Here is a 22,605-nt window from a genome sequence, read left to right as displayed (position 1 = left end):
TATTTTTACATCATGGGCAGGGTGGATGATGTGATCAATGTCAGCGGACACCGTTTGTCCACGGGTGAGATGGAAGAGATTGTGGCAGCCAACCCGGTAGTGGCCGAATGTGCCGTGGTAGGGATTGCAGATAAATTAAGAGGTCAACGTCCCGTGGCCTTGGTGGTGTTGAAAGATGGAAGGACAATAAGCAGAGAGGAATTGGAAGTGCAGCTGGTTAAAAGCATTAGAGAGACCATAGGAGCCATTGCTTATTTTAAATCAGCGGTAATTGTCAATCGTCTACCCAAAACCCGTTCGGGTAAAATACTGCGTAAAATCATCCGAAACATTGCAGATGGGGTACATTTTGAGATGCCTTCTACGATTGATGATCCAATGATTTTGGAGGAAATACGTGAAGTGTTACATACCCATAAAATTGGGGCTGAATTTGATATGGATTAAAATAAACATAACTATTATGAGAATATTCTTTACAGGGGGATCAGGAAAAGCAGGAAAGCATGTCGTTCCCTATCTCTTAGAACAAGGACACCGGGTAATGAATGTGGACCTGAAGCCATTGGATTATCCGGGCGTGGATAACCTGATCGCAGACATCACAGATTCCGGCCAAATGTTCAATGCCATGACCTCCTATGCCGGATTTGACGAGCTGGAGCCGGGTACAGGTGTACCCAAATTTGATGCAGTAGTCCATTTTGCGGCTATTCCAAGGATATTGATTGAGCCTGATAATGAAACCTTCCGGGTCAATACCTTGGGTACCTACCATGTCATTGAAGCCGCGGTCAAGTTGGGAATTAAAAAAATAATCATTGCCTCTTCTGAAACCACCTATGGGGTATGTTTTTCAGATGGAAAAACCAATCCTGATTTTCTCCCGCTAGTGGAAGATTATGATGTCAATCCGATGGACACTTATGCCTTGTCCAAGGTTTTGAATGAAAAAACTGCCCGTAGCTTTCAACGCCGTTCGGGAGTGGATATTTATGCTTTGAGAATTGGAAATGTGATTGAGCCCCATGAATATGCAGAGTCTTTCCCACACTTTCTCAAACACCCTGAAGTCCGAAGAAGAATGTTTTTTAACTACATTGATGCCAGGGATCTGGGGCAGATAGTGGATTTATGTTTGAAAAAAGATGGAATGGGTTACCAAGTTTTCAATGCTGTAAATGACCACAATGTAGCTACCCTTTCCGCAAAAGAATTGGCCGATAGATTTTTCCCAGGTGTGCCACTGACCCGTGACTTAGAAGGACATGAGGGCCTGTATTCCAACCAAAAAATCCGGGAAGTCCTGGGATTCAAAGAGCAGCACAATTGGAGGAAGTATGTAGATCCGGAATAATGATTTTGGTTGTCCTCTTTGGATTATCGGATCTGTTTGACCTGATTTCAAGCAGATTATGATGGGAGATGGAAAATTTTTGGTAATTTGAGATAAATCTTACCTGCATTCACTCGAACAAAATCAGCCATTAGAGGTCCGTATTCGTTTGGTACTTGCTGAAAAGCAATTTAAGCAATCATCTGGAAGGAATATTAAATGCCAAATACCAAAAAACTTGTACTCTTGTCTATTATAGGGTTATTTCTTCTTTCTTGTGAGAAAGAATTAGAAAAACCAAAGCCTCCCAATATACTGGTAATATTGGCAGACGATCTGGCCTATGCGGACTTGGGCTCTTTTGGTGGAGATATCGAAACCCCCAATCTTGACCAATTGGCTCAAGAGGGCATTCGTTTTAGCCGGTTTCATACCGGTCCCTTTTGTGCGGTCAGTCGGGCCATGCTTTTGTCGGGAAATTTTAACCATGTAGCCGGTATGGGTTCACAGGATTTGGTCACTGGTGTTCCCGGTTATGAGGGACATTTGAGCGATCGGATAGTTCCTGTCCCAGAGCTCCTTAAATCTGCTGGATACCATACCTATATGGCAGGCAAATGGCACTTGGGGAAAACTACCGAAGCCAATCCAGAGCAAAAGGGTTTTGAAAGATCCTTTGTGACCATAGAGGGTGGGGCCAATCATTACAGTGAACGGGGGATTTTTCCCGATACACCCATTTCTCTTTACACAGAAGATGGAGAACAGGTTGCTTGGCCTGAAGGGGCTTATTCCACGGATTTTTACACAGACAAGCTGATTGAATATATACAGTCCAACCAATCTGACGGAAAGCCTTTCTTCGCTTATGCCGCTTATACTTCTCCTCACTGGCCTTTGCAGGTAGATGAGAAATATTGGAAAAAGTATGAAGGCCGATATGATGAAGGGTATGAGGTCCTGAGAGCGCAGCGCTTGGAATCATTAAAAAATGCAGGAATGATACCTTCTTCTGCCCAACTTCCACCCATGCACCCTCAGGTCAGGCCATGGGATGCTTTAACTCCTCAAGAGCAGCAAAAGGAAGCACTTAAAATGGAGCTTTATGCAGGGATGGTGGATAATTTGGATGACAATATCGGTAGGCTGATCAATTACCTGAAAGAAATCGGTCAATATGATAATACCTTGATTGTCTTTCTTTCCGATAATGGTGCTGCGGCTGAAGACTTTTATTACCATGATCACTTTGGCCCATTTCTTCAGGAAAACTATTCCGATGCCTATGAGGACATGGGGAAGGAAAATTCCTTTATTTCTTATGGTCCTCAATGGGCAGAGGCCGGATCCTCCCCCTTTTTATACTATAAAGGATACACCACAGAAGGTGGCATGACAGCTCCAATGATTATTTCCGGACCTTTGGTCCATAGCAGGAACCAAATCGACCATCAATTTTCATCCATCATGGATTTGGCTCCAAGTTTTTATGAATTGGCTGGGGTAAGCTATCCCAAAACTTGGAATGGAGTAGAATTGGCTCCCTTGGCCGGAAGTTCTCTTTTGCCCATATTAAATGGAGCAGAAAAGCCTGTTCATGATTCTACCTATGTCTTTGCTTTGGAACATAGGGGCTATGCGATGCTCCAAAAAGGGAACTGGAAACTTTTGAACATTCAACGTCCTTTGGAACTGGAAAATTTTCGGCTATTTAACTTAGCCGAAGATCCAATTGAACAGGATGATCTTAAAGAGAGATTTCCCGAGAAGTTTCAGGAATTGCTGTATGATTGGCAGCAATATGCCCAAAAGGTAAATGTGAGAATCCCTACTCCCCAACGGGGAGAAGGGATGTAGTTTTGAAAACTGATTTAATTCAAAAAGCAATGAGCAGAAATCAATTATTGAAAACCATCATGGTCTCGGTAATTATCGCAGTTGTAGTGGTGGTCATTTTAAAAAGCTTGGGGCTTGAAATTCCATCAGCTATAGTAGGTGGAATAGCAGGAGGAGTATTTGGGGCCTTGAGCAGTAGGTTTAGGACAAATAGGAAAAGTGATTAATATTATAAGCGCACTATTTGGGAGTTTCGAATGGCCAACTTTGGGAAAAAAAATCTTAAATTGTTTGAAAACAATGAATTAATGAAGAATTTACCTATAATGCTTTTATCTTTTTGGCTTTTTTTGGCCTGTGAGTCAAAGGAAGACCAAGCAATCAAATCTGATTTGCCAAATTTTGTTTTCATCTTCGCAGATGACTTAGGTTATGGAGACCTTGGCTGTTTTGGTGCATCGGATATAGCCACCCCAAACATTGACCGAATAGCTGCTGAAGGGATAAAATTCACCTCTTTTCTATCTGCTTCCCCTGTATGCAGTCCCTCTAGGGCCGGTTTGCTAACAGGCAGGATGCCCCAGCGCATGGGGATCAATACCGTTTTTTTCCCGGAAAGTCTAACAGGAATGGATCCAGAGGAAATCACCATTGCAGAAATACTCAAGACAAAAGGCTACCGTACCGGAATAGTGGGAAAGTGGCACCTTGGCCATCTGGAGAGATTTCTTCCTTTGAATCAGGGTTTTTACGAATACTTTGGAATCCCTTACTCCAATGACATGGCATCGGTCGTATATATGCGGGGCAATGAGGTGGAGGCATATCATGTCGATCAGCGCTACATGACCAGAACCTATACAGAAGAATCCCTAAAATTCATTGATGCATCCGGAGATCAGCCCTTTTTTCTTTACCTGGCCCATAACATGCCTCACGTACCGATTTATGCTTCTCCTGAGTTTGAAGGAACATCAAACCGTGGACTTTACGGAGATGTCATCCAAGAGCTGGACTGGAGCGTGGGAGAGGTCTTGAGAAAGTTGGAAGAAAAGGGAATCCTTGAAAATACACTCATCGTATTTTCCTCTGACAATGGCCCTTGGCTGGTGATGGAAGATCATGGAGGTTCCGCTGGACATCTAAGAGAAGGCAAGCAGTTTACTTTTGAAGGAGGGGTGCGTGTACCGACAGTTGCCATGTGGAAAGGCAAAATTGAGCCTGGTCAGGTTTATGAAGATTTAGCTACGCAAATGGATTGGTTTCCAACATTCAGCCAGTTGGTCGGAGCAGAAATACCCCAAGACCGGATAATCGACGGCAAAGACCTAGGGCCTGTTCTTTTTGAAAATGGCAACAGAGAAGGAGATACCTTCCTTTATTACATGCTTTCCAGTCAGGAGGGATATCGGGAAGGAGATTGGAAAATCAAGCGTCCCTATGCGGGCTTCGCTGGATCCAGAGGTATGAAGCGGGTTGAAGCACATGATACACTCTTATTTAATTTAAAGAATGATCCGGGAGAAACCATTAACCTAGCTGGAGAATACCCAGAGAAAACTGCACAGATGATGCGGGCAATGGATCTTTCGGTGAAGCAATTGGGACCTTTACCTGAAAGTAAGGTAGCCAGGACTCCTCCGGACAACAGTCATTTTGAATATTTGGATTCTAAGAATAAAGCGATGAATTGAAGATGTCCAATATTTTCTTTAAAATAAAAGAACAGGAAGAAATCGCCAATCAACTCGATCTTGACCTCTACCAAAGGCAAGCATATTTAAGTAAAGTGGCTGATTTTGCCAATGCCTACTTGGATGACTTGCCTCAAGCCAAAGCATATGATAAAACGGGAGCTGATAAGGAAAGCTTCAGGATAGATGGAAAACCCAAGTCCATGGACCAGATCCTGACCATTTTCAAAGAACAGGTTACGGAACCGGGAATCCGTGCTTCTTCTGGTAAGCATTTTGGGTATATACCTGGAGGAGGCATTTATGCTTCCTCCTTGGGAGACTATCTGGCTGCCATTACCAATGAATATGCGGGCATCGGCTATGCATCTCCGGGGGCAGTGGCCATGGAAAATGAAGTACTCGATTGGTTGAAAAAACTGTTTTCTTTTCCTCAAACTGCAGTGGGCAATCTTACCTCTGGGGGCTCCATTGCCAATCTCATTGCCCTTACAGCAGCGAGGGATAAATATGGGGTCAAGAATGAAAAAATTAGAAATAGTGTCATTTACCTGACGCCGCAGACCCACCACTGTATCCAAAAATCTTTGCGCATCATTGGTTTGGAGGATGTACTTATCCGTTATGTTCCAGTCGATGAACGGTACAGAATGGATACCCAAGCATTGGAAAAGCAAATCCGATCTGATCAATCAGAGGGCCTCAGCCCGTATTTAGTAATAGGTTCGGCGGGTACCACAGATGTCGGGGCCATAGACCCATTGGAAGAGATTGCCCAGATCAGCCATCGATATGGCCTTTGGTTCCATGTGGATGGGGCTTATGGGGGCTTTTTCATCCTGACTTCCAAAAAGGACCTTTTCAAAGGCATAGAAAAAGCAGATTCTCTGGTCATCGATCCCCACAAAAGCTTATTTCTTCCTTATGGCATAGGGGCTGTATTGGTCAAGGATGCTAAAGCTGTCCTGCAGGCCAACCTGTATATGGCCAATTACATGCAGGATGCATTAACTGATCATCTGGCAAATGATCCGGCCAATGTGTCTCCTGAATTGACCAAGCACTTCCGGGCATTAAGGATTTGGCTGCCCCTGCAATTGCACGGCATTGCCCCCTTCTTTGCCAACCTAGAGGAGAAATTACTACTTACTACTTATTTCAGGGAGCTACTTTTAGTGGCGGGATTTGGTGTTGGACCTGAACCAGATTTATCTGTGAGCTATTTTTGGTATCCTTACCAAGGGGACCAAAATGCATTTAATCGCCGTTTATTGCACCATATCCATGAGGATGGTCGGGTCTTTTTCAGTTCCACCCTTTTGGAGGATAAGTTTGTCATCCGAATGGCCATTCTTTCCTTTAGAACCAAAAAAGAAACAATTGATCAGGCCATGGAGATGATCCAAGCTTGTCTGGAAAAGACAAAGGAAGAGTTTGGGGAGCAATAGTTTAATGATTTCAATTAAAACAGTATTGGATATAAAATTTGAAGATGTCAGGATATAATGGTGCCATAATGCTCTTTGATGTGAACCTCCACTATAATTTTGCAAAAGCAAGTAGAGAAGGAAGTGATTTTGATTTGCAGACAATTTTTGACAATGCCCTTGTAAAGACTTACCCGACCCTGGCTGTTACACTGGTCAGCAATCACGATACCCAGCCCCTGCAGGCCCTCGAATCTGTCGTTGAAGCCTGGTTCAAGCCATTGGCTTATGCCATAATTTTACTTAGAAGAGATGGTTATCCCTGTGTTTTTGCCGCTGATTACTATGGCGCACATTATAAAGGCATAGGAAAAGATGGTCAAGAGCATGAAATTTGGATGAGTTCACATCAAGCCATGATCGATTTGTTTTTGCAAACCCGTCAAAAATATGCCTATGGTGAGCAGTATGATTATTTTGACCATCCCAATTGTATTGGTTGGTCAAGATCAGGTAAAAAAGAAAAACCCCAAGGCATGGCTGTTCTTTTGAGTAATGGGATGGATGGCACCAAATATATGGAGACGGGTGCACCTAATACTACTTATTTCGATATCACCGGTCATATCGCTGAGCTTATTACTACCAATGATGATGGATGGGGAAAATTCCAGTGCAAAGCTAACTCAGTTTCTGTTTGGATTCCGAAACAAGATTAATTTGGTATAAGAGATTTAAATATTTTTATGGGTTGTTCGGGATTTCCAATCCCGAACTCCGGATAAATAGGAATTACAATCCTCTTTTAAAAATATACCAATTAACCTGGGGGAAACCTTATAACCCTGCGCTACCGCAAAAAGTCCTGCAATCTCCAAGCTTGTATATGCTTGATGCCTTGATTTGATGGTAATGTCATATCATCCAGTGACACAACAAATTTTTCGTCCATACTCGAAAATTTTTATTCGATTACATAAATCTCCGAATATACTCGAAAAATTTTAGTGGCTTCAATCCTGCTGCCTTGGTACATCCCTCCTATTTGGTAATTGCCATCCCGAACCCCGGAAAATGTGGATTTGCGGTCCTCCTATTCCGAACCATTTGAAAATTGAAATTCCCCTTCCAGTCTCCTGAGTTTTTTTATATTTATAGTATGAACCGGACATTTAACCCAAGCTTACTCCAAACCTCCCTGGAAAAAATGGTGGACAGTAAGTCCATTTTTAGTGTGGCCATGAAAGTGGAAAGTGGAGATGCTTCCTTATCCTGGTCAGGTGCTGCTGGTAGCATGCAAGTGGCCGACAAGTATTTCATAGCATCTGTGACCAAAATGTATATCACAGTACTTGTAATGAAGCTGATAGATGAGGGGAAGCTAAGTCTAGAAGATAAAATCAGTAAATATTTGCCGAGTGATTTCTGCTCTGCACTTCATGTTTTCAAAGGTGTGGATTACTCGAATCAATTGACCATCAAGCATTTGATTACCAACACCTCCGGGATTCCGGATTATTTTTTTCACAAACAGGAAAATGGGCGGGCGGCAGCAGATGATTTGCTGGAAGGGAAGGATGGTTCCTGGCCATTGGAAAGGACGATTGAACTGATCAAAGGATTAAAACCCAAATTCAAACCGGGGTCAAAAGCAGCTTACTCCGATTCGAATTATCAGCTTTTAGGAAGAATTATTGAGGAAGTTTCAGGGCTATCCATTCCGGAGATCATGAAGACGTATATTTTCGATCCCTTGGGGCTCAAAAACACCTATGTGTACCAAGATACCTTGGATAACAATCCTGTTCCTTTTTATTATGGTGCCAAAAAGTTATGGCTGCCTAATTATATAGCCTCTGTTGGACCGGAGGGGGGAATTGTATCTACTGTAGATGAGGTGATGGTTTTTCTGAAAGCTTTTTTCGGAGGGATATTTTTCCCCAAAGAAAAAATAACAACCCTGAAGGAATGGAAAATGATTTTTCCTCCTCCCGGATTTTTTCATTTTGGGATTGGCCTCGAAAAATTGTGGATTCCAAGAATTCTGTTCCCCTTCAAATACCCTGGGGAAATACTTGGATTCTGGGGACAGACAGGCACTTTTGCTTTTTACAACCCTAAAACAGACTTGTATTTCTGTGGCGCTACCAATCAGGTCAATGGTAAGGGACACCGAAAAGCCACAGGGCTGATGATAGACACCATAAAAAGTATGCTTTGAAACTGAATTTTGGACAAAAATCAATTGAATTATGAAAAAGCTTGTTCCATTATTTCTGCTTCCTCTTTTCTGGAGCCAATCGTTCGCTCAGTCCCATCAGGTATTAACTTCAGATGGCGAATTGCTCCACATTACGGTTAAAGGCAATGGGATACCATGTTTGTATTTGCATGGTGGACCTGGAAGTGGAAGTTGGTGGCTGGAAAAATTTATGGGTGAGGAATTGTCGAACTTTTAACCAATATGGGAGAGGAATTTCAAATACGTACCTATAAGGAGTTTAACGACTACTATGCGGCAGCAAACACTCCTCTGAGGTCAAAACATCATGAATTTAATGTCTTGAGGTTTTGTGATCTTGGCGAAGCGCTGGTACCTAGCATGGGACCATTCAGTATAACCTATTTCCAGGTTGCCATTGGCAGTGACCTGAAAGCAGCGGTGGGGGTTTTTGATATCCGTGAAGAAATTGAAGAATATACCATGGTCATTTACCTTCCTGGTCAGATTTTGTCCTGGGAGAAAACGGGCAATTGGGACGGCTATGTGGCCAATTTCAAGGAATCTTTCCTAAACTTGGAAAGTATGCCACAGCAAATGAACAGCTTTAGTTTTCTCCATAGTGTACAACCTTTGGTGGTCCCGCTTAGCAAAAAGGAATATAAGCTGCTCAGTCAGTTTTTCGAAGTGATGTTGCTGGAACAAGAGGAATTGGAAGAAGAAAACATCCTCGTGATCCGAAACCTGCTACAGGTCATGATTGTATATATCAATCGCATTGTTACAAAGGTAAAAAGTGATGGAAGATTTGTAGCGCTTCAGTACCAAAGGATAGCCACTAAGTTTAAAGGATTAGTCTTGGACCACTTCCTACAGGATCGATCAGTAGCATTCTATGCCACACTTTTGGAAATCAGTCCAGCCTACTTGTCAGACGCTGTTAAAAAGGTTTTTCAGACCACACCCAAAAACATCATCAATGAAATCACCTATTTACATGCCAAAACCCTGTTGTCTTCCACAGATTTGGGCATTAAAGAGCTTGCCTGGAAATTGAGCTTTGATGATTACAGCCATTTTGTCAAATTTTTCAAAAAAATGAGCGGGCTAACCCCTGCAGCTTTTCGGAAAACCTTGAAAAAAGAGGGCTAGCGATCTTCCTGTATTTTTTTACCACAGCATAACTTTAACCCTACCTGATTTTTTACCAAAATCCCACCCTGTTTTTCCCATTAAATGTAGCTGTATTTATTGAAATTTACAGTAAATCAATGAGTTGAACACTTAAACCCCACTACGATGAAAGCGCAAACGATAAACAACCCGGCAGTAAAAAGTACCCCTCAAGCGGTGCCCAAACACAATAAGCCTTTGGTCGGAAGGATGAAGTTTTACTACAAAAATCCGATTGTAGATGCCTACTTTTCTTACCTACTTGCTTTTGGTGCAAGAGGAGGGGCGGATGTAGGTGAAGCATTTGCTGCCGTCAGCAATGTCAATCAATACGACACGGAAGCTTGGGTACGGGAACTGACCAAAGTGGCAGACCTCGCAGAAAAGGACGCAGAAAGAAGCTTCTCCCGTGGACATTTTATCACGGCCAGAGAAACTTTCCTAAGGGTGTATTACCTCAACAGGGCCGCCCTGTTTAACCTTAGTCCTGTCAAAGAAACCAAGCGTTATAGTGAGATTCTGGACCATGCAGTCGCAAATTTCAGAAAGGCTGCTGCCTTATTCAACCCTCCTATAGAACCCATTGAAATTGATTTCGAAGGAAAGAAGTTGAAGGGTTATTTTATGAAACCTGACAACAGCAATGTCAAAAGGCCTACCATTTACAATGTAGGAGGAGGAGAGTCCTTTAGTGAGGACATGTGTTTCCTTTTTGGGATTGGAGATCAGGAGCGTGGTTACAATGTCATCACGGTAGACCTTCCCGGGATGGGCAATACAGCCATTCAAGGAATGAAAATGGAGCCTACCATGGAAAAGCCCGTCAGTAAAGTCATTGATTACTTAGAAAGCCGACCTGATGTGGATATGGATAAATTGGCAGTCTTTGGCCCAAGTTTGGGAGGATATACTGTGGCTAGGGCAGCAGCCCATGATAAGCGTATCAAAGCCATGATTGCCAACAGCATCATTTTGAACCAATATGAGTATTTGGTTCAGGCCAAGGAGCTGAAGGTTTTGGCCAAATATGAAAACTTCCCCCTATTTAAAATGATTACCAGGCTATTTGGTTCCTGGTTGGCCGGTCTGTTTAATTTCATGGACATTTACAAATGGAGATGGCAGGTAAATACGATTCAGGAATGGTTGGATGCCTGTAAGGAATTTACGGTAGACCCTTCGGATATTTGCTGCCCCAGTCTTTTATTGGTAGGTGAGGATGAGTTGGCCTACTCGGCTACCCATGGATTTATAGCAGATGCCATGCAAAAGATCAAAAACGCCAAAGTGGATTTGGTGATCGGCAAAGGTGATCAAGGCGCTTCAGGCAAAAACATGCTACCCAATGTTACCCTGATACGCCATACGGTTTTTGATTGGTTGGATGAAGTTTTCCATAAAAATGAAGAAAAGGAAGTTGAGAAACCAAGCAAGGTGAAATTGGAAGATCGTGTTAAACTAAGAATGAATAATAAAGAATCGGCAAGCCTTTAACAGGAAATTTCCATTTATGAACCTCACTTTGGTTAAATCAAGCTTGCCCTATTTGATTGTATTGATGGGAGTTTTTGGAGCTGTGAATAATCTAACCGCCCAAAAACTCCCTTCTGGCTATCATTTTGATAGGAAAGATTAATTTTAACTCTACCGTTATTATGATGGACAGCATTCAACTAGAATACAGTATTACGGGAAGAGAAAACCTAGACACCATTCTTTTTGTACATGGGGCAGGGGGAAGCATTATCCAATTTCAGCAACAACAGGAATTTTTCTCGGAACAATACAAGGTAGTGTTGATTTCCCTTAGGGGACATGGGAATTCTCCAAAACCCTTACCAAATACCACTGATCAATATGCCTTAACCCTTTTGGCTACGGATATCATCCAATTGATCAAAGACCTGGATTTGGAGCGCATCCATTTTTTCGGTAATTCTGCCGGAGGAGTCCTTGGCTATGAAGTAGTCGGTCAAGTTCCGGAAAAATTCCTAAGCTTAACCACTTTTGGTACTACCGGACAAATGAAATTTCCCAAATTTTTGGCTCCGGTATTCAGAGGTTTCGATGCCTTGATGCTCCGTTACTTTAAAAATTGGTACCTGAATCTGATGGCTGACCAAACCGCTATGAATGCATCCGCAAAAGAAGTATGCTTACAAATGTTTGTAAAGGCCGTGGCTGCCATTCCCCATTTCAGATATAATTTGGTAAATTATGACTATACAGAATTTATTGCCCAATGTCCTGTCCCCTACACCCTGATCAGGTGTGAATTTGACAAAGGGATCAACGGCATGTTAAAATCAACACTTAAGGCTATCGGGGCCAATCCATCAGCAAGGGTGATTGACTTGAAAGGAGTGGGACATGTGGGCAACCTCGACGATCCTGCGGCTTTCAATAGTTGCTTAAAGGACATCTTGAAAAAGCTACCATGAAGAAAGGAATCATTTCAAGCGCTAACGGAGACATCCATTATGAACTGTCAGGTAAAGACTCTGGTCCTGCTTTGGTGTTTATTCATGGGGTAGGGATGGATCATTTGACTTTTCAAGAACAGCTTGCACCCTTAGAGCAGCATTACAAGGTTTTAGTTTGGGATTTACCGGGCCATGGCACTTCCTCCTTGGAAAATTACCACAAGCGCTTCACTGAATTGTCTGCAGAATGTTTGAATGAGCTGATGGAGTCCTTACAAATTTCCGAGGCAGTTTTGGTAGGTCAGTCCCTGGGCAGTATGGTTGCCCAGCATTTCCAACTCAAATATCCCGAAAAAGTGATGGCTGTGGTACATGCCCCAGGAATTGAGCTGAAATCCCATGTGGGGAATTGGGCTAAACCGCTTGTTCCCGTTTTTATCTTTTTGATGGGCTTGATACCGGAGAGAATGTTCTGCAACTCTTTTGGGAAACATAGGGCAGTAAAAAAGGAAGTTCAGGACTATTTAGCCAGAAGTATCGGGAAAATCGGTAAGAAGTTAGCATTGAAAATCACCGCTGACATGTGCTATGATTTGATCGACCTTTCGCCCCAACCCACCAAAGTTCCCCTCTTGATGCTTTATGGGGAAAAAGACTTGGGCTTTATCAAAAACGCTTCCAAAGCTTGGCATAAAAAGGAACCCGCCAGCCAATGTGTTGAAATCCCCAATGCCAACCATATTGCCAATCAGGATAATCCTAAACATTTTAACAAAACATTGAAAGCTTTTTTGGAAGGTTTGTAAACCATTAGAAAGACCTGACAGGTTTCCCTTACTATCCACAAATAATATCTATCAGTATCCAATATCAATCAATATCAATTAATTTCTATCAATATCTTCAATTCCCCAGCATCCATGAAATCAAAAAAGTTTTATCTCGGGCTAAGTTTATTCTTCCTTGGCCTATTGGGCATGTTGTCCATGTTGACTGTGGATTTTCCATTGCCTGAGGAAATGCAATCTATTTTGGAGGAACAGTTTACTCCATCCCAAATCCAATGGCTGATCTTGATCAACCCCACTATCATTATGTTGATAGCGGTGATTGTGGGAACCCTCCTCTACGAAAAGGTTAACCTGAGTGTTCCCATCCTCGAAAAGATGGTCGGCCTAAAAGAAGATTCCCCACAAACCCGCGAAATACTAATCTATGGGATTCTCGGAGGATTACTTACAGGAATTGTATTGGGATTACTTGGGCTAATTGGTAGAGGCTTGGTACCTTCCGAATTTGAACAACTCACCGCAAATATTCAACTTACTTTAGCCGCCAGGTTCCTATATGGTGGCATCACGGAAGAAATCCTAATACGTTTTGGATTGATGACTTTGCTGGTCTGGATAGCGGCAAAGATTTTTAAGGGGACTAAACCTATGGCTTATTGGATAGGAATCACCTTGGCAGCACTCCTCTTCGCCCTAGGCCATTTCCCTATAGTTTTTCAGTCAGTAGATCATCCTAGCAGTATCATGCTTACTTATGTTCTTATCGGCAATTCGCTAGGGGGTCTTGTATTCGGGTGGCTGTACTGGAAAAAAGGGCTGGAAAGTGCTTTTTTGGCACATATTTTCGCGCATGTGGGCATGGTTGTTCTTGAAAAAATTTACTTATGAAGCCAGAGATATCAAATAATAAATCCATTCCCATCCGGTTCTTTGTAATCACCTTTTTATGGTCATGGCTACTTTGGTTGCCTTTTGTTTTGGGCGGATTGGGTATCTGGGACTGGGACGAAAACCTTAGAAGTATTTTGAGTATGCCTACAATCATTTTGGGGGCATTTGGTCCTGGCATCGCAGCGGTTTATTCTATCAGGACCCTCCAAGGGAAATCATCAGTTAAACCCTTTCTCCGGTCATTTCTCTCTTTCAAATTTGGTTGGAAAGTATGGCTGATCATTTTCGGGGCTATGGGAATGGCCAATTTTTTGGCTTGGTACTTACCGGGATTTTTCGGCTATGAGCGCTTGCCCATGCTGCTGCCCACCATTTTGGTTTTCCCGATTTACTGGCTGGTCATGGTCTTTTTTGGTGGAGGCCAGGAAGAAATCGGATGGCGTGGATACATCATGCCCTATTTGGAATCCAGGTATGGCATTTGGTTGGGGAATATCATCTTGGGAATCATTTGGACCTTGTGGCATGCCCCCTTGTGGTTTATACCGGATTCCTTTCAGGTCTTTATGCCTTTTTCTGCCTTTCTGATCGGATGTATCGGATTGTCCTTTTTCTTTTCCTGGGTAGTAAAAGCCTCAAATAACAAGCCCTTATCTGCCTTGATAGCCCATGGCACCTCCAATGCCATGTTACCCGTTTTTCCCAGTTTGATCCTGGCTTCAGGAGTTTTCCAGCTCCATTTTTGGATCTTGGAGATTTTGTATTTGCTTATTGGTATAGTTGCTTTGGCATCACTAAAAAAACAATGAAAATATGCTTGTTTACCTTAAATTCAGCCTGCTATTCGGTTTGCTTTCTGCCTGGTTATTATTTTAATTGTGAAAGATTTGCTTCTTTTCCATCATGCAGTCCAACTGGTTAAAAAAAGAAATCCCCCAAAACTTTTTACTACAAAAGCCCTGGGCCGCTTTTGCGGCGGTTACTGTTTTTGGTTTGTTGTTCATGATCATTTACAGTCCATTTGCCAGTGGACAGGAAGCGGAAGGAAGAATGGTTGGAAAATTGATGGTATATGGCTTATTGGTTGGTGCTTCCGCTTTTTTGGCAACCTGGGCAATTGTGCACCCATTGCTCTCCAAAAAAGGAAGCTTTTGGAATATTGGCAAAGAACTCTTGGCTTTTGCAGTGGTTTTGTTGGCCATGGGCCTGACCATCTATTTTGCTGCCTTTTTGCTGGAGCCCTCAGCCGATCGCTGGAACTTGCCCACATTCCTTGACTCCTTCAAATATGCTGTTTTCATTTGTTTTCTTCCTTATGTCTTTTTCAGCCTGATCCATTTCCCTTTTTGGTTCAGTAATCTGCCTGTGCAGGAAGAATTTTTCAAACGCCTCCCCATGGAAAGGGCCGAACATGAACCCCTGATCAATATCAGCTCCAAACTCAAAAAAGAATCCCTGGATTTTTACCTTTCCGAACTCCTTTGTATCAGCTCTGAAGGGAACTATGTGGTTTTCTATTTGCAAAAAGCGGATAAACTGCAGAAAAAAATCATCCGAAACAGCATGAATGAAGTTGAAGCACAACTTCAAGGTCACGCTTGTCTGTTAAGGGTACACCGGGCTTTTTTAGTCAATCTCAAAAAAATCACCCATAAAAAGGGAAATGCGTTGGGTTACATGCTGAGATTGCATGGACTGGATATGGAAGTTCCCGTTTCACGTAATAAAGTCAAGGATTTTGAGGAAAAATTGGCTGAATTTCACTAATCCATTCATCCCAAAATTTTGCTTTTGGTAACAAGCCCTTCAATTTTTTTGTCCTTCAACCCAAAAACTTGGTGTCTGTACCAGTAATTCGGCGATGTCAAAAGCCTTCTTTTCCTTTGTTCTGTACAACCAAAGGACCAAAAGGCCATGAAATCATTTCCCAACTTCCACAAAAGGTTTGCGTTCGCCCTGATGGCTTTCGCGCTGACAGTTTCCTTTCTGTCAAATGCCCAATCTACCGAAAAACTCACAGGTACTTTGCTCCATTCACAGACTGAAGCCCCAGTGGCTTATGCCAATGTGGTTATGTACCAGCTTCCTGACTCCCTATTTATTGCCGGGGCCAATACCAATATGGATGGTGTTTTTGAACTGTCTTATTTAGTGGGAAAGTCATTCTTTCTACGCTTCAGTTATATGGGTTTTGAGAGTTTTACCTTGTCTTCTGAAGAGTTGCAAGGGAACGCCTTGGGTACTTTGTATTTCCAGGAATCTGAAAGCTTGTTGGAAGCAGTACTCATTGAAGGAGAAAAAGTAAAAGGAATAACGGAGGGCGAAAAGGCTGTTTTTATGATTAATAAGCAGCATGTGGGAGCGTCCAATACCGGAATGGACATCCTCAACCTGATTCCTGGAGTTTTTGTAGATTTCAATCAAAACATCCGTATCAGTGGAAAAAATAAGGTATTGATCTTTGTCAACGGTGCGGAAAGGGACCACCGATTTGTACAACAGCTGAGGGCAGAGCAAATTGATCAGGTAGAGGTGATTTTGAATCCTTCTGCCAGATTTGCAGCAGAAGCAGATGCAGTTATTCATATCCTCCTGGCAGAAAGAGAAAGTGGTTTTTCAGGAATGGTCTATGGAGAAATGCCCATTTCCAGGAATGAAGTGTACAGCTTTCCAAGCGCCAGTATGTCCTTTTACACCCCAAAATTTCACGCCTACACCAGCTACAATGGCGCATTCAGCATATTTGATGTGGTGCAGGCATATGAGCGGAATACCACAAAAGGAACCCAAATCCAAATGGAACAAAAAACCCGTCAAAGAAGCATTTCCAATACAATCCATCAAGGACTCGAGTATGCCCTTTCTTCCAATACCTTGTTGCATGGATACATTGCAGGAAGTTGGTTTTCAGAAACCCATAATGGGAGCATTGAACTTCAAAGCAACCAAGGGGACACTTGGACTGCCAAGCGGGAAGAGGAAGACCGTAACAGATCTTTGACAACAGCACTGTATTTCCAGCATCGGTTTTATGGTGAAAAAGAAAGCAGTATAACGGTCGATTGGACCCAAAGCCGCTTACGTGGAGAAAATCAATTGCGCTTTTTGCAGGAAGAGGAGCGCTTCATCAACTATATCCGTCCCAGCCAACAGGTTTCCAACCTGCGCACCGATTACAGCACCCAATTGAATCCCAATTGGCGTTTGATAACAGGTTTTCAGTTGCAACGCCAGCATTTTGCTAATGGTCATGAAAATGATTTCGACTTCAGAAGCCAGGTCCGCGCGCTATATGGCTCCTTCAATTGGAAAGGGGAAGACTGGGATGCGGAATTTGGAATGAGGGTGGAAGAAATACAGCTTCGAACCCTCAGCCAGGAGGGCAGAAAAAACCATTTTTTCTTTCTTCCCAATGCCCGATTGGGACATGTTTGGAATGAAAAACATTCCACCAGGTTTTTCTTTCGGTCAGCCATGGTTTATCCCTTGTTTCACCAGTTGAACAACTTTGAGGCCTTCTTGGATCCATTTACCCTATCTTTTGGGAATCAGGACCTTCAGCCCTATACTTTCCATCAGGCCAATGTGGAACATACCTGGAATACCGGTAATCTCTTGTTGATGAATGCGGTATTCTTTGAAAAAAGAAGCCAAATGATCAATGAGCTGTATGCACTCAATTCCGAAGGACTGATGGAGGTAACCTTTGGCAACTTGGGTGATTTGTTCCAGACCGGGATTCAATCCAGCGGAGCGATGCGCTTGAGTAAACAATTTTCGATCAACCACATGCTGAGGGTATTCCATAGCAGGGGTATAGGGAATGATCGGGAGCAGTTTCCTGTAAGGGACCGAGTGGCCATTGAAACCGGTTTTTCAGGAGTGCTTGCCTTGGAAAAGGATATCTTCCTCACTCTCCGCTTCCGATACCTTTCTCCGGTCAATGATATACAATCAGATTTTTTCAGCGGCCCCCTTTATTTTCTGGCCGCTGAGAAAAAACTCGGGGACCAATGGAAGCTGGGGATGACTTCGGCCCTTCCCTTTTCCCGAAGGTTTACCTATTATGGATTGGAAACCCGAGGAAAAGATTTTCAACAACTCAGCACAGGTCAGATCCACATGTCAAGGATTCCTCTCTGGTTCACCTTGAGCTACTCCTTCCAAAAAGGAAAGTCTGTGCAAAAAGAAAAGAAGGAAGTCTCCAGTGGCTTGCACATCAATAAAAAAGGTTTCTGAGCTGACCTGACAGATGTCATGTTTTTCTGAATGTATTATACCTAACTTTGAAGTCTAAACCCATAGCAATGAAAAGATGGCTTTTTTTGTTGTCCTTCGTACTGGTGCAGGTAGCTGTATTTGCCCAGGACAAGCAACGTACCCTTTTTTGGAATGCAGGCACCCATAATACTTGGGAAAGGGATTTTGCCTATTCGCCCTTGTTGTATCAGGGAGCCTCCTTCGGTTTTACCTTGGGCTATGCCAGTGTAGGGGAAAAGAAAACCGATGAGGTTTACCTACATTTTAGCAGAATTCCCATGCAAAATGCCTTTGAGGCAAGCATGATTGGTACCCATGCCCAAGTGATGACCTATACCTTCTACAAAGCGGCCTGGTTGCCTGAAAAATTTACCCTGGGTTGGTCCAATAACAATGCCCTGAGCTTACGTAATTTCCAAGATGCCCAGAATTTCAATCCCAGGTTTGACTTTCATACTTCTTTTGGTCCGGCAGCACGCTATCAAACTTTCTTTGGAAAAGCGGAACAGTGGAGGTTTTCCTCCCAGGCCCATTGGCAGGTGATCGGTTTCCTGTTCTCAGCCTCATATGTGACCAGTCCTCCGGATCCATTTTTGCACGAACAGTCTACATTCAATGCTTTTTGGCAATCCATACGTTTGTTTCAACCTTTTCAGCAGCAGGATTTGGGCATCCTGAACCAGCTGTTCTACCAATTGCCCAATGGCAATGAAATCGGTGTGGGTTACCGTTTCAATTACACCAATTTGGAAAACGCACAGCGTTCCCAGCGTTCCATAGGTCATTATTTCTTCCAATTAAATTTTCAGCTATGAGACAGCAGGCAGTTTTAAGCAGATTAGTAGGGGTGTTATTGGCCCTATGGACCATGTCCTGTGAAGAAATCATTGCTCCCAGGGCGCCGGAGGCTAGTCCAAGGGCTGTATTTGAGCATTTATGGAATGATGTCAATAAGCGGTACAGCTTTTTTGATGAGAAGCAGATTGATTGGGAAGCGGTCAGACAGCAATACAGTCCCTTGATCCATGAAAACATGGCTCCGGATGCGCTTTTTGATGTATTGGGGGATATGCTTGGGGAACTGGAGGACGGCCATGTCAATTTATTGAGCACCTTTAACCGTTCCCGCAATTGGAGCTGGTTTGAAGGCTTTCCTTTGTTTTACGACCAGCAGCTGATCGATGATGTTTACCTTGGCACGACTTTCAGGATCATAGGTCCCTTGCATGCACAGACCGTGGATAACATGTTGTATGTCAATTACAGGACCTTTGAACGGACCATAACCGCACAGCACATGGATGAGATCGTCCGCTTGATGCAGTTTCATGAGGGCTTGATCATAGATGTGCGAAGTAATGGGGGAGGTAATTTGCAAAATGCACTCAATATTGCTTCCCGGCTTATTCAGGAGGAAGTGACCTATGCCCGTCAGCGTTTTAAAACGGGGCCTGGACGGGCGGATTTTACCCCATGGGCAGACATGCGGATCTTTCCCCATTCGGGAGAAAAGTATCTCGGTAAGGTAGCAGTCCTGACCAACCGGCGTTCATTCAGCACCACCACTTTTTTTGCACAAATGATGCGGACCTTGCCACAGGCCCGTTTGTTTGGCGATCAGACAGGTGGAGGAGGAGGAATTCCGGTTTTTGCAGAATTGCCTAATGGCTGGACTTACCGTTTTTCAGGGAGTCAGACCATAGATATGGAGGGCACACAGCTAGAGTTTGGCGTGTCCGTAGATCAGGTTTTGGATAATCCCATGAGCATAGTCGAGGGTAAAGACAGAGTCATTGAAGAGGCCCTTGAATGGTTGAAAAGCTCCAATTAAACTTTTTATTACATTTAGCCCATGAAATATTTAAAGTTTGAAGTTGGATTAATATTTTTTTTGATTGGCTGTACTTCAGAAAAGACATCCAGAGATTTTCCGAAGACTTTCTCTTGGGTGTTCGAGGATTCCATTCAAGTAGCCTACATGGGGGAGTTATTTTTATTGGATTATGACCCTAAAGAAGAACTGTACCTAGGAAGGTGGAATGCTCAGGAGGAATATGTGCTTTTTGATGAGTCGGGACAAATTAAACATACCTTCAAATTAAGCGAAGATGGACCGAATACAATTGGATGGGTCCAAGGGTTGAATTTTTTAGAAGAAAGCATTGCTGTGATGGATCAAAGTAAGGGCTTGCATTATTTTTCCCCAAGTGGGGTTTTTCAAAAAAAACAGGAAATCCCAGCGGGTTATTTTTTTATCAATGGGCTGAACTTCGCTGCTTATCCAGTCTCTGAAGAGTTAGCATATATTCGGCCGGAACGTGGAGAAAGTATTTTGAATTATCCATCAATGATGCAAAATGTGTATGCATCAGATATTTTGGAAGTTTTGAATCCAACAACTGGAGAAACCCGAACGACGATGCCTTTTCCCTCCAATACGGTGTATAGCTCCGGTAATTTTTACAATTGGACTTTTCCTAACATTCTCAAACATGATAATGAGTGGATTTTATGGATGTTGGCCGAACAAAAATATTTTGTCTACAAAGAGGAACAGGGTGAAATTCTGCTATCAAAAGTAGTAGACCTCAACTTGAAAGATGCGATTCCAATGCCCGGTATTTCCATGAACCAGTACAATGATTGGTATGAGCAATACGGCAACGTTATTTTTGGAAGGATCGAACAAATTTATAGAAGAGAAGGTGATGTGGTGGTTATCTATACCAAAGGTGTAAGTGAGGAAATTGCCAATCAATACAGTCGTGATAACTGGGAGGAGTGGATGGCTTTTCTGGAAAGTATTCCACTATATGCTGCCATTTTTGATACCCATCATGAATTGATTCAGAAGGATTTACTTGTGCCAAAAGGGATAAGACTGTCATCTGTAGTAAATAATAATGGCGCCATTATTGCCCAAAAAAATCAGGAGTTTTTTGGTGTAGAAGAAGATGTCCTGACTTTTTATGGGTTGGAAATCAAGCGAGTAAGAGAATAGCCGATCGAGGTAAAATTTTATAGCGTAAGAAACAATCAGGGGACTATTATTGCATAAAATCAGATATTGGAACCCAATCAAATAAGATATTCCACCAATGCCTTAAACACTCTCCCACTTTTATGGTATTATTGGATGGGATTTGTTACTATCGAGAAATGGATTTGGCTTCAGTAGTGTTTTCGACAATTGGAGTACTGTTCAAATGGGGAATAAGAAACAATTCAAAACCCCAAGGGGGTTTAACCATGAGTAGCCCCGGGTTGCCACCCGGGGAAGAGAGAGATGTCGATTTTCGGCAACCCCGAAGAGGTTGAATGTATCCGAATAATATGGTCCAAGTAATAATACCTTTTCCAATAAAAATATTTGCCAACCAGCATGTCCAACACATACGACTATATAGTGGCAGGTTCCGGATTGGCCGGATTGAGTTTCCTGTACAGACTTTTAAAGGAAGAACGTTTACAGCATAAAAATATCCTGGTCATCGATGCTGCCCAAAAAACCCAAAATGACCGTACCTGGTGCTTTTGGGAAAAGGAAGCAGGGCCCTTTGAATCCCTTGTATGCCACCAATGGGAAACCTTGCAGTTTTTCTCCCCTCAGGTTTCCAAGGAATTTAAAATGAAGGCATACCGTTACAAAATGATCCAATCCGGGGACTTTTATAATCATGTGCTGGAATTTATCCAAGGTTTTTCCAATGTCAGTTTTGTTCAGGAGCAAATCCTGGAGATTGTGGAAGCAGGAGGTAAAGGCCTGGTCAAAACCGAAAAGGGCAACTACTCAGCGGAGTATGTATTCAACTCCACCTCCCTGTTTTATCCCAAAATGACAGAGGAAAATACCTTATTGCAGCATTTTCTGGGTTGGTACATCCAAACAGAGGCACCTATTTTTGATCCAAAAGTGGGGACCTTGATGGACTTTACTTTACCTCAGACGCATGGAACGACTTTTATGTATGTATTGCCAACGGCTGAAAATGTAGCTTTGGTGGAATACACCTTGTTTACAGAGCGCATCCTCAAAGAGGAAGAATATGAAGTTGCCCTTAAGGGATATATCAAAGATAAATTGGGTATAGAGAACTATCAAATTACACATACCGAATTTGGGGTGATTCCCATGTCTTTGGCTAGGTTTCCTTCCTACCTTGGGAAAAACAAACGCATCGTCAACATTGGAACAGCTGGTGGCTACACCAAGCCCAGTACAGGATATACCTTCCAGTTTGTACAGAAGCATATCGGCTTAATACTGGCTCAACTCAAGGAAAACCAATCCCCTATCGTGACCCTTTCTTTCAGGGAAAAAATGTTTGAATGGTACGACAGGACATTATTGGATGTACTTTTGACCAAAAGTCTGAGCGGTGAGCAGATATTTTCCAGTCTTTTCAAGCGGGTGGACCCTGAGCGGATTTTGGCCTTTTTGGCCAATGAAAGCGGGTTTTGGGAAGAGTTTAACATCCGGAATAGTGTTCCCCAGTTTCCCTTTGTTTTTTCGGGAATGAAGCAGTTGATGGGTTTGGGTAAACAGTAGATTA

At 42.8% G+C, this 22,605-nt stretch carries 21 protein-coding genes; all 21 read left to right on the top strand.

Going from position 1 to position 22,605, the window contains the following annotated elements; all coding sequences use genetic code 11:
• The coding region (locus tag B879_RS07930; protein ID WP_083847934.1) for an AMP-binding enzyme at positions 1-447 on the top strand (447 nt) is incomplete at its 5' end.
• Positions 448-463: 16 nt separating this feature from the next.
• Positions 464-1,357, top strand: a complete 894-nt coding sequence (locus B879_RS07925) for an NAD-dependent epimerase/dehydratase family protein (RefSeq protein ID WP_009184643.1) — start codon at positions 464-466, stop codon at positions 1,355-1,357.
• 198 nt (positions 1,358-1,555) lie between these two features.
• Positions 1,556-3,193 carry an arylsulfatase gene (locus tag B879_RS07920; protein ID WP_009184642.1) on the top strand — a complete coding sequence of 546 codons (1,638 nt, stop codon included), beginning with the start codon at positions 1,556-1,558 and terminating at the stop codon, positions 3,191-3,193.
• A 29-nt stretch (positions 3,194-3,222) separates the two neighbouring features.
• Positions 3,223-3,399 (top strand): hypothetical protein, encoded by a 177-nt coding sequence (locus B879_RS22610; protein WP_009184641.1) that lies wholly within the window; start codon positions 3,223-3,225, stop codon positions 3,397-3,399.
• An 81-nt stretch (positions 3,400-3,480) separates the two neighbouring features.
• Positions 3,481-4,866, top strand: coding sequence for a sulfatase family protein (locus tag B879_RS07915; RefSeq protein ID WP_238542103.1), 1,386 nt, complete (start codon positions 3,481-3,483; stop codon positions 4,864-4,866).
• A 2-nt stretch (positions 4,867-4,868) separates the two neighbouring features.
• The gene (locus B879_RS07910; protein WP_009184639.1) at positions 4,869-6,314 is read left to right on the top strand and encodes a pyridoxal phosphate-dependent decarboxylase family protein; all 1,446 of its coding nucleotides are present in this window, start codon (positions 4,869-4,871) and stop codon (positions 6,312-6,314) included.
• Positions 6,315-6,358: 44 nt separating this feature from the next.
• The gene (locus tag B879_RS07905) at positions 6,359-7,012 is read left to right on the top strand and encodes an alpha-amylase domain-containing protein (protein ID WP_009184638.1); all 654 of its coding nucleotides are present in this window, start codon (positions 6,359-6,361) and stop codon (positions 7,010-7,012) included.
• A gap of 440 nt (positions 7,013-7,452) precedes the next feature.
• Positions 7,453-8,514 carry a serine hydrolase domain-containing protein gene (locus B879_RS07900; protein WP_040400369.1) on the top strand — a complete coding sequence of 354 codons (1,062 nt, stop codon included), beginning with the start codon at positions 7,453-7,455 and terminating at the stop codon, positions 8,512-8,514.
• 31 nt (positions 8,515-8,545) lie between these two features.
• Positions 8,546-8,752, top strand: coding sequence for a hypothetical protein (locus B879_RS07895; RefSeq protein ID WP_009184635.1), 207 nt, complete (start codon positions 8,546-8,548; stop codon positions 8,750-8,752).
• A gap of 5 nt (positions 8,753-8,757) precedes the next feature.
• A complete protein-coding gene (locus tag B879_RS07890) occupies positions 8,758-9,666 on the top strand; it encodes a helix-turn-helix domain-containing protein (protein WP_009184634.1) in 909 nt (302 codons plus the stop codon).
• Positions 9,667-9,813: 147 nt separating this feature from the next.
• Positions 9,814-11,181, top strand: coding sequence for an alpha/beta hydrolase family protein (locus tag B879_RS07885; protein ID WP_009184633.1), 1,368 nt, complete (start codon positions 9,814-9,816; stop codon positions 11,179-11,181).
• A gap of 161 nt (positions 11,182-11,342) precedes the next feature.
• The gene (locus B879_RS07880; protein ID WP_009184631.1) at positions 11,343-12,128 is read left to right on the top strand and encodes an alpha/beta fold hydrolase; all 786 of its coding nucleotides are present in this window, start codon (positions 11,343-11,345) and stop codon (positions 12,126-12,128) included.
• Positions 12,125-12,916, top strand: a complete 792-nt coding sequence (locus B879_RS07875; RefSeq protein WP_009184630.1) for an alpha/beta fold hydrolase — start codon at positions 12,125-12,127, stop codon at positions 12,914-12,916. Before B879_RS07880 ends, B879_RS07875 begins: the two co-directional genes overlap by 4 nt.
• Before the next feature lie 114 nt (positions 12,917-13,030).
• Positions 13,031-13,789, top strand: coding sequence for a CPBP family intramembrane glutamic endopeptidase (locus tag B879_RS07870; protein WP_009184629.1), 759 nt, complete (start codon positions 13,031-13,033; stop codon positions 13,787-13,789).
• On the top strand, positions 13,786-14,601 hold the full coding sequence (locus B879_RS07865; protein ID WP_009184628.1) for a type II CAAX endopeptidase family protein: 816 nt from the start codon (positions 13,786-13,788) through the stop codon (positions 14,599-14,601). The genes B879_RS07870 and B879_RS07865 overlap by 4 nt, the downstream gene beginning before the upstream one ends.
• Positions 14,602-14,695: 94 nt before the next feature.
• Complete coding sequence (locus B879_RS07860; RefSeq protein ID WP_009184627.1) at positions 14,696-15,559, top strand: LytTR family DNA-binding domain-containing protein; 864 nt, start codon at positions 14,696-14,698, stop codon at positions 15,557-15,559.
• Between the two features lie 147 nt (positions 15,560-15,706).
• A complete protein-coding gene (locus B879_RS07855) occupies positions 15,707-18,031 on the top strand; it encodes a TonB-dependent receptor (protein ID WP_009184626.1) in 2,325 nt (774 codons plus the stop codon).
• Positions 18,032-18,099: 68 nt separating this feature from the next.
• A complete protein-coding gene (locus B879_RS07850) occupies positions 18,100-18,867 on the top strand; it encodes a hypothetical protein (RefSeq protein WP_009184625.1) in 768 nt (255 codons plus the stop codon).
• Positions 18,864-19,883 carry a S41 family peptidase gene (locus B879_RS07845; protein WP_009184624.1) on the top strand — a complete coding sequence of 340 codons (1,020 nt, stop codon included), beginning with the start codon at positions 18,864-18,866 and terminating at the stop codon, positions 19,881-19,883. Before B879_RS07850 ends, B879_RS07845 begins: the two co-directional genes overlap by 4 nt.
• Positions 19,884-19,904: 21 nt before the next feature.
• Complete coding sequence (locus tag B879_RS07840; protein WP_009184623.1) at positions 19,905-21,053, top strand: hypothetical protein; 1,149 nt, start codon at positions 19,905-19,907, stop codon at positions 21,051-21,053.
• Between the two features lie 381 nt (positions 21,054-21,434).
• On the top strand, positions 21,435-22,601 hold the full coding sequence (locus tag B879_RS07835; protein WP_009184621.1) for a lycopene cyclase family protein: 1,167 nt from the start codon (positions 21,435-21,437) through the stop codon (positions 22,599-22,601).
• Positions 22,602-22,605 lie beyond the last annotated feature (4 nt).

Origin of the sequence: Cecembia lonarensis LW9 (assembly GCF_000298295.1) — a bacterium.
Lineage (GTDB): Bacteria > Bacteroidota > Bacteroidia > Cytophagales > Cyclobacteriaceae > Cecembia > Cecembia lonarensis.
The sequence above is the reverse complement of the archived record's forward strand: the minus strand, read 5'-3'. Positions and strand labels throughout refer to the sequence as shown.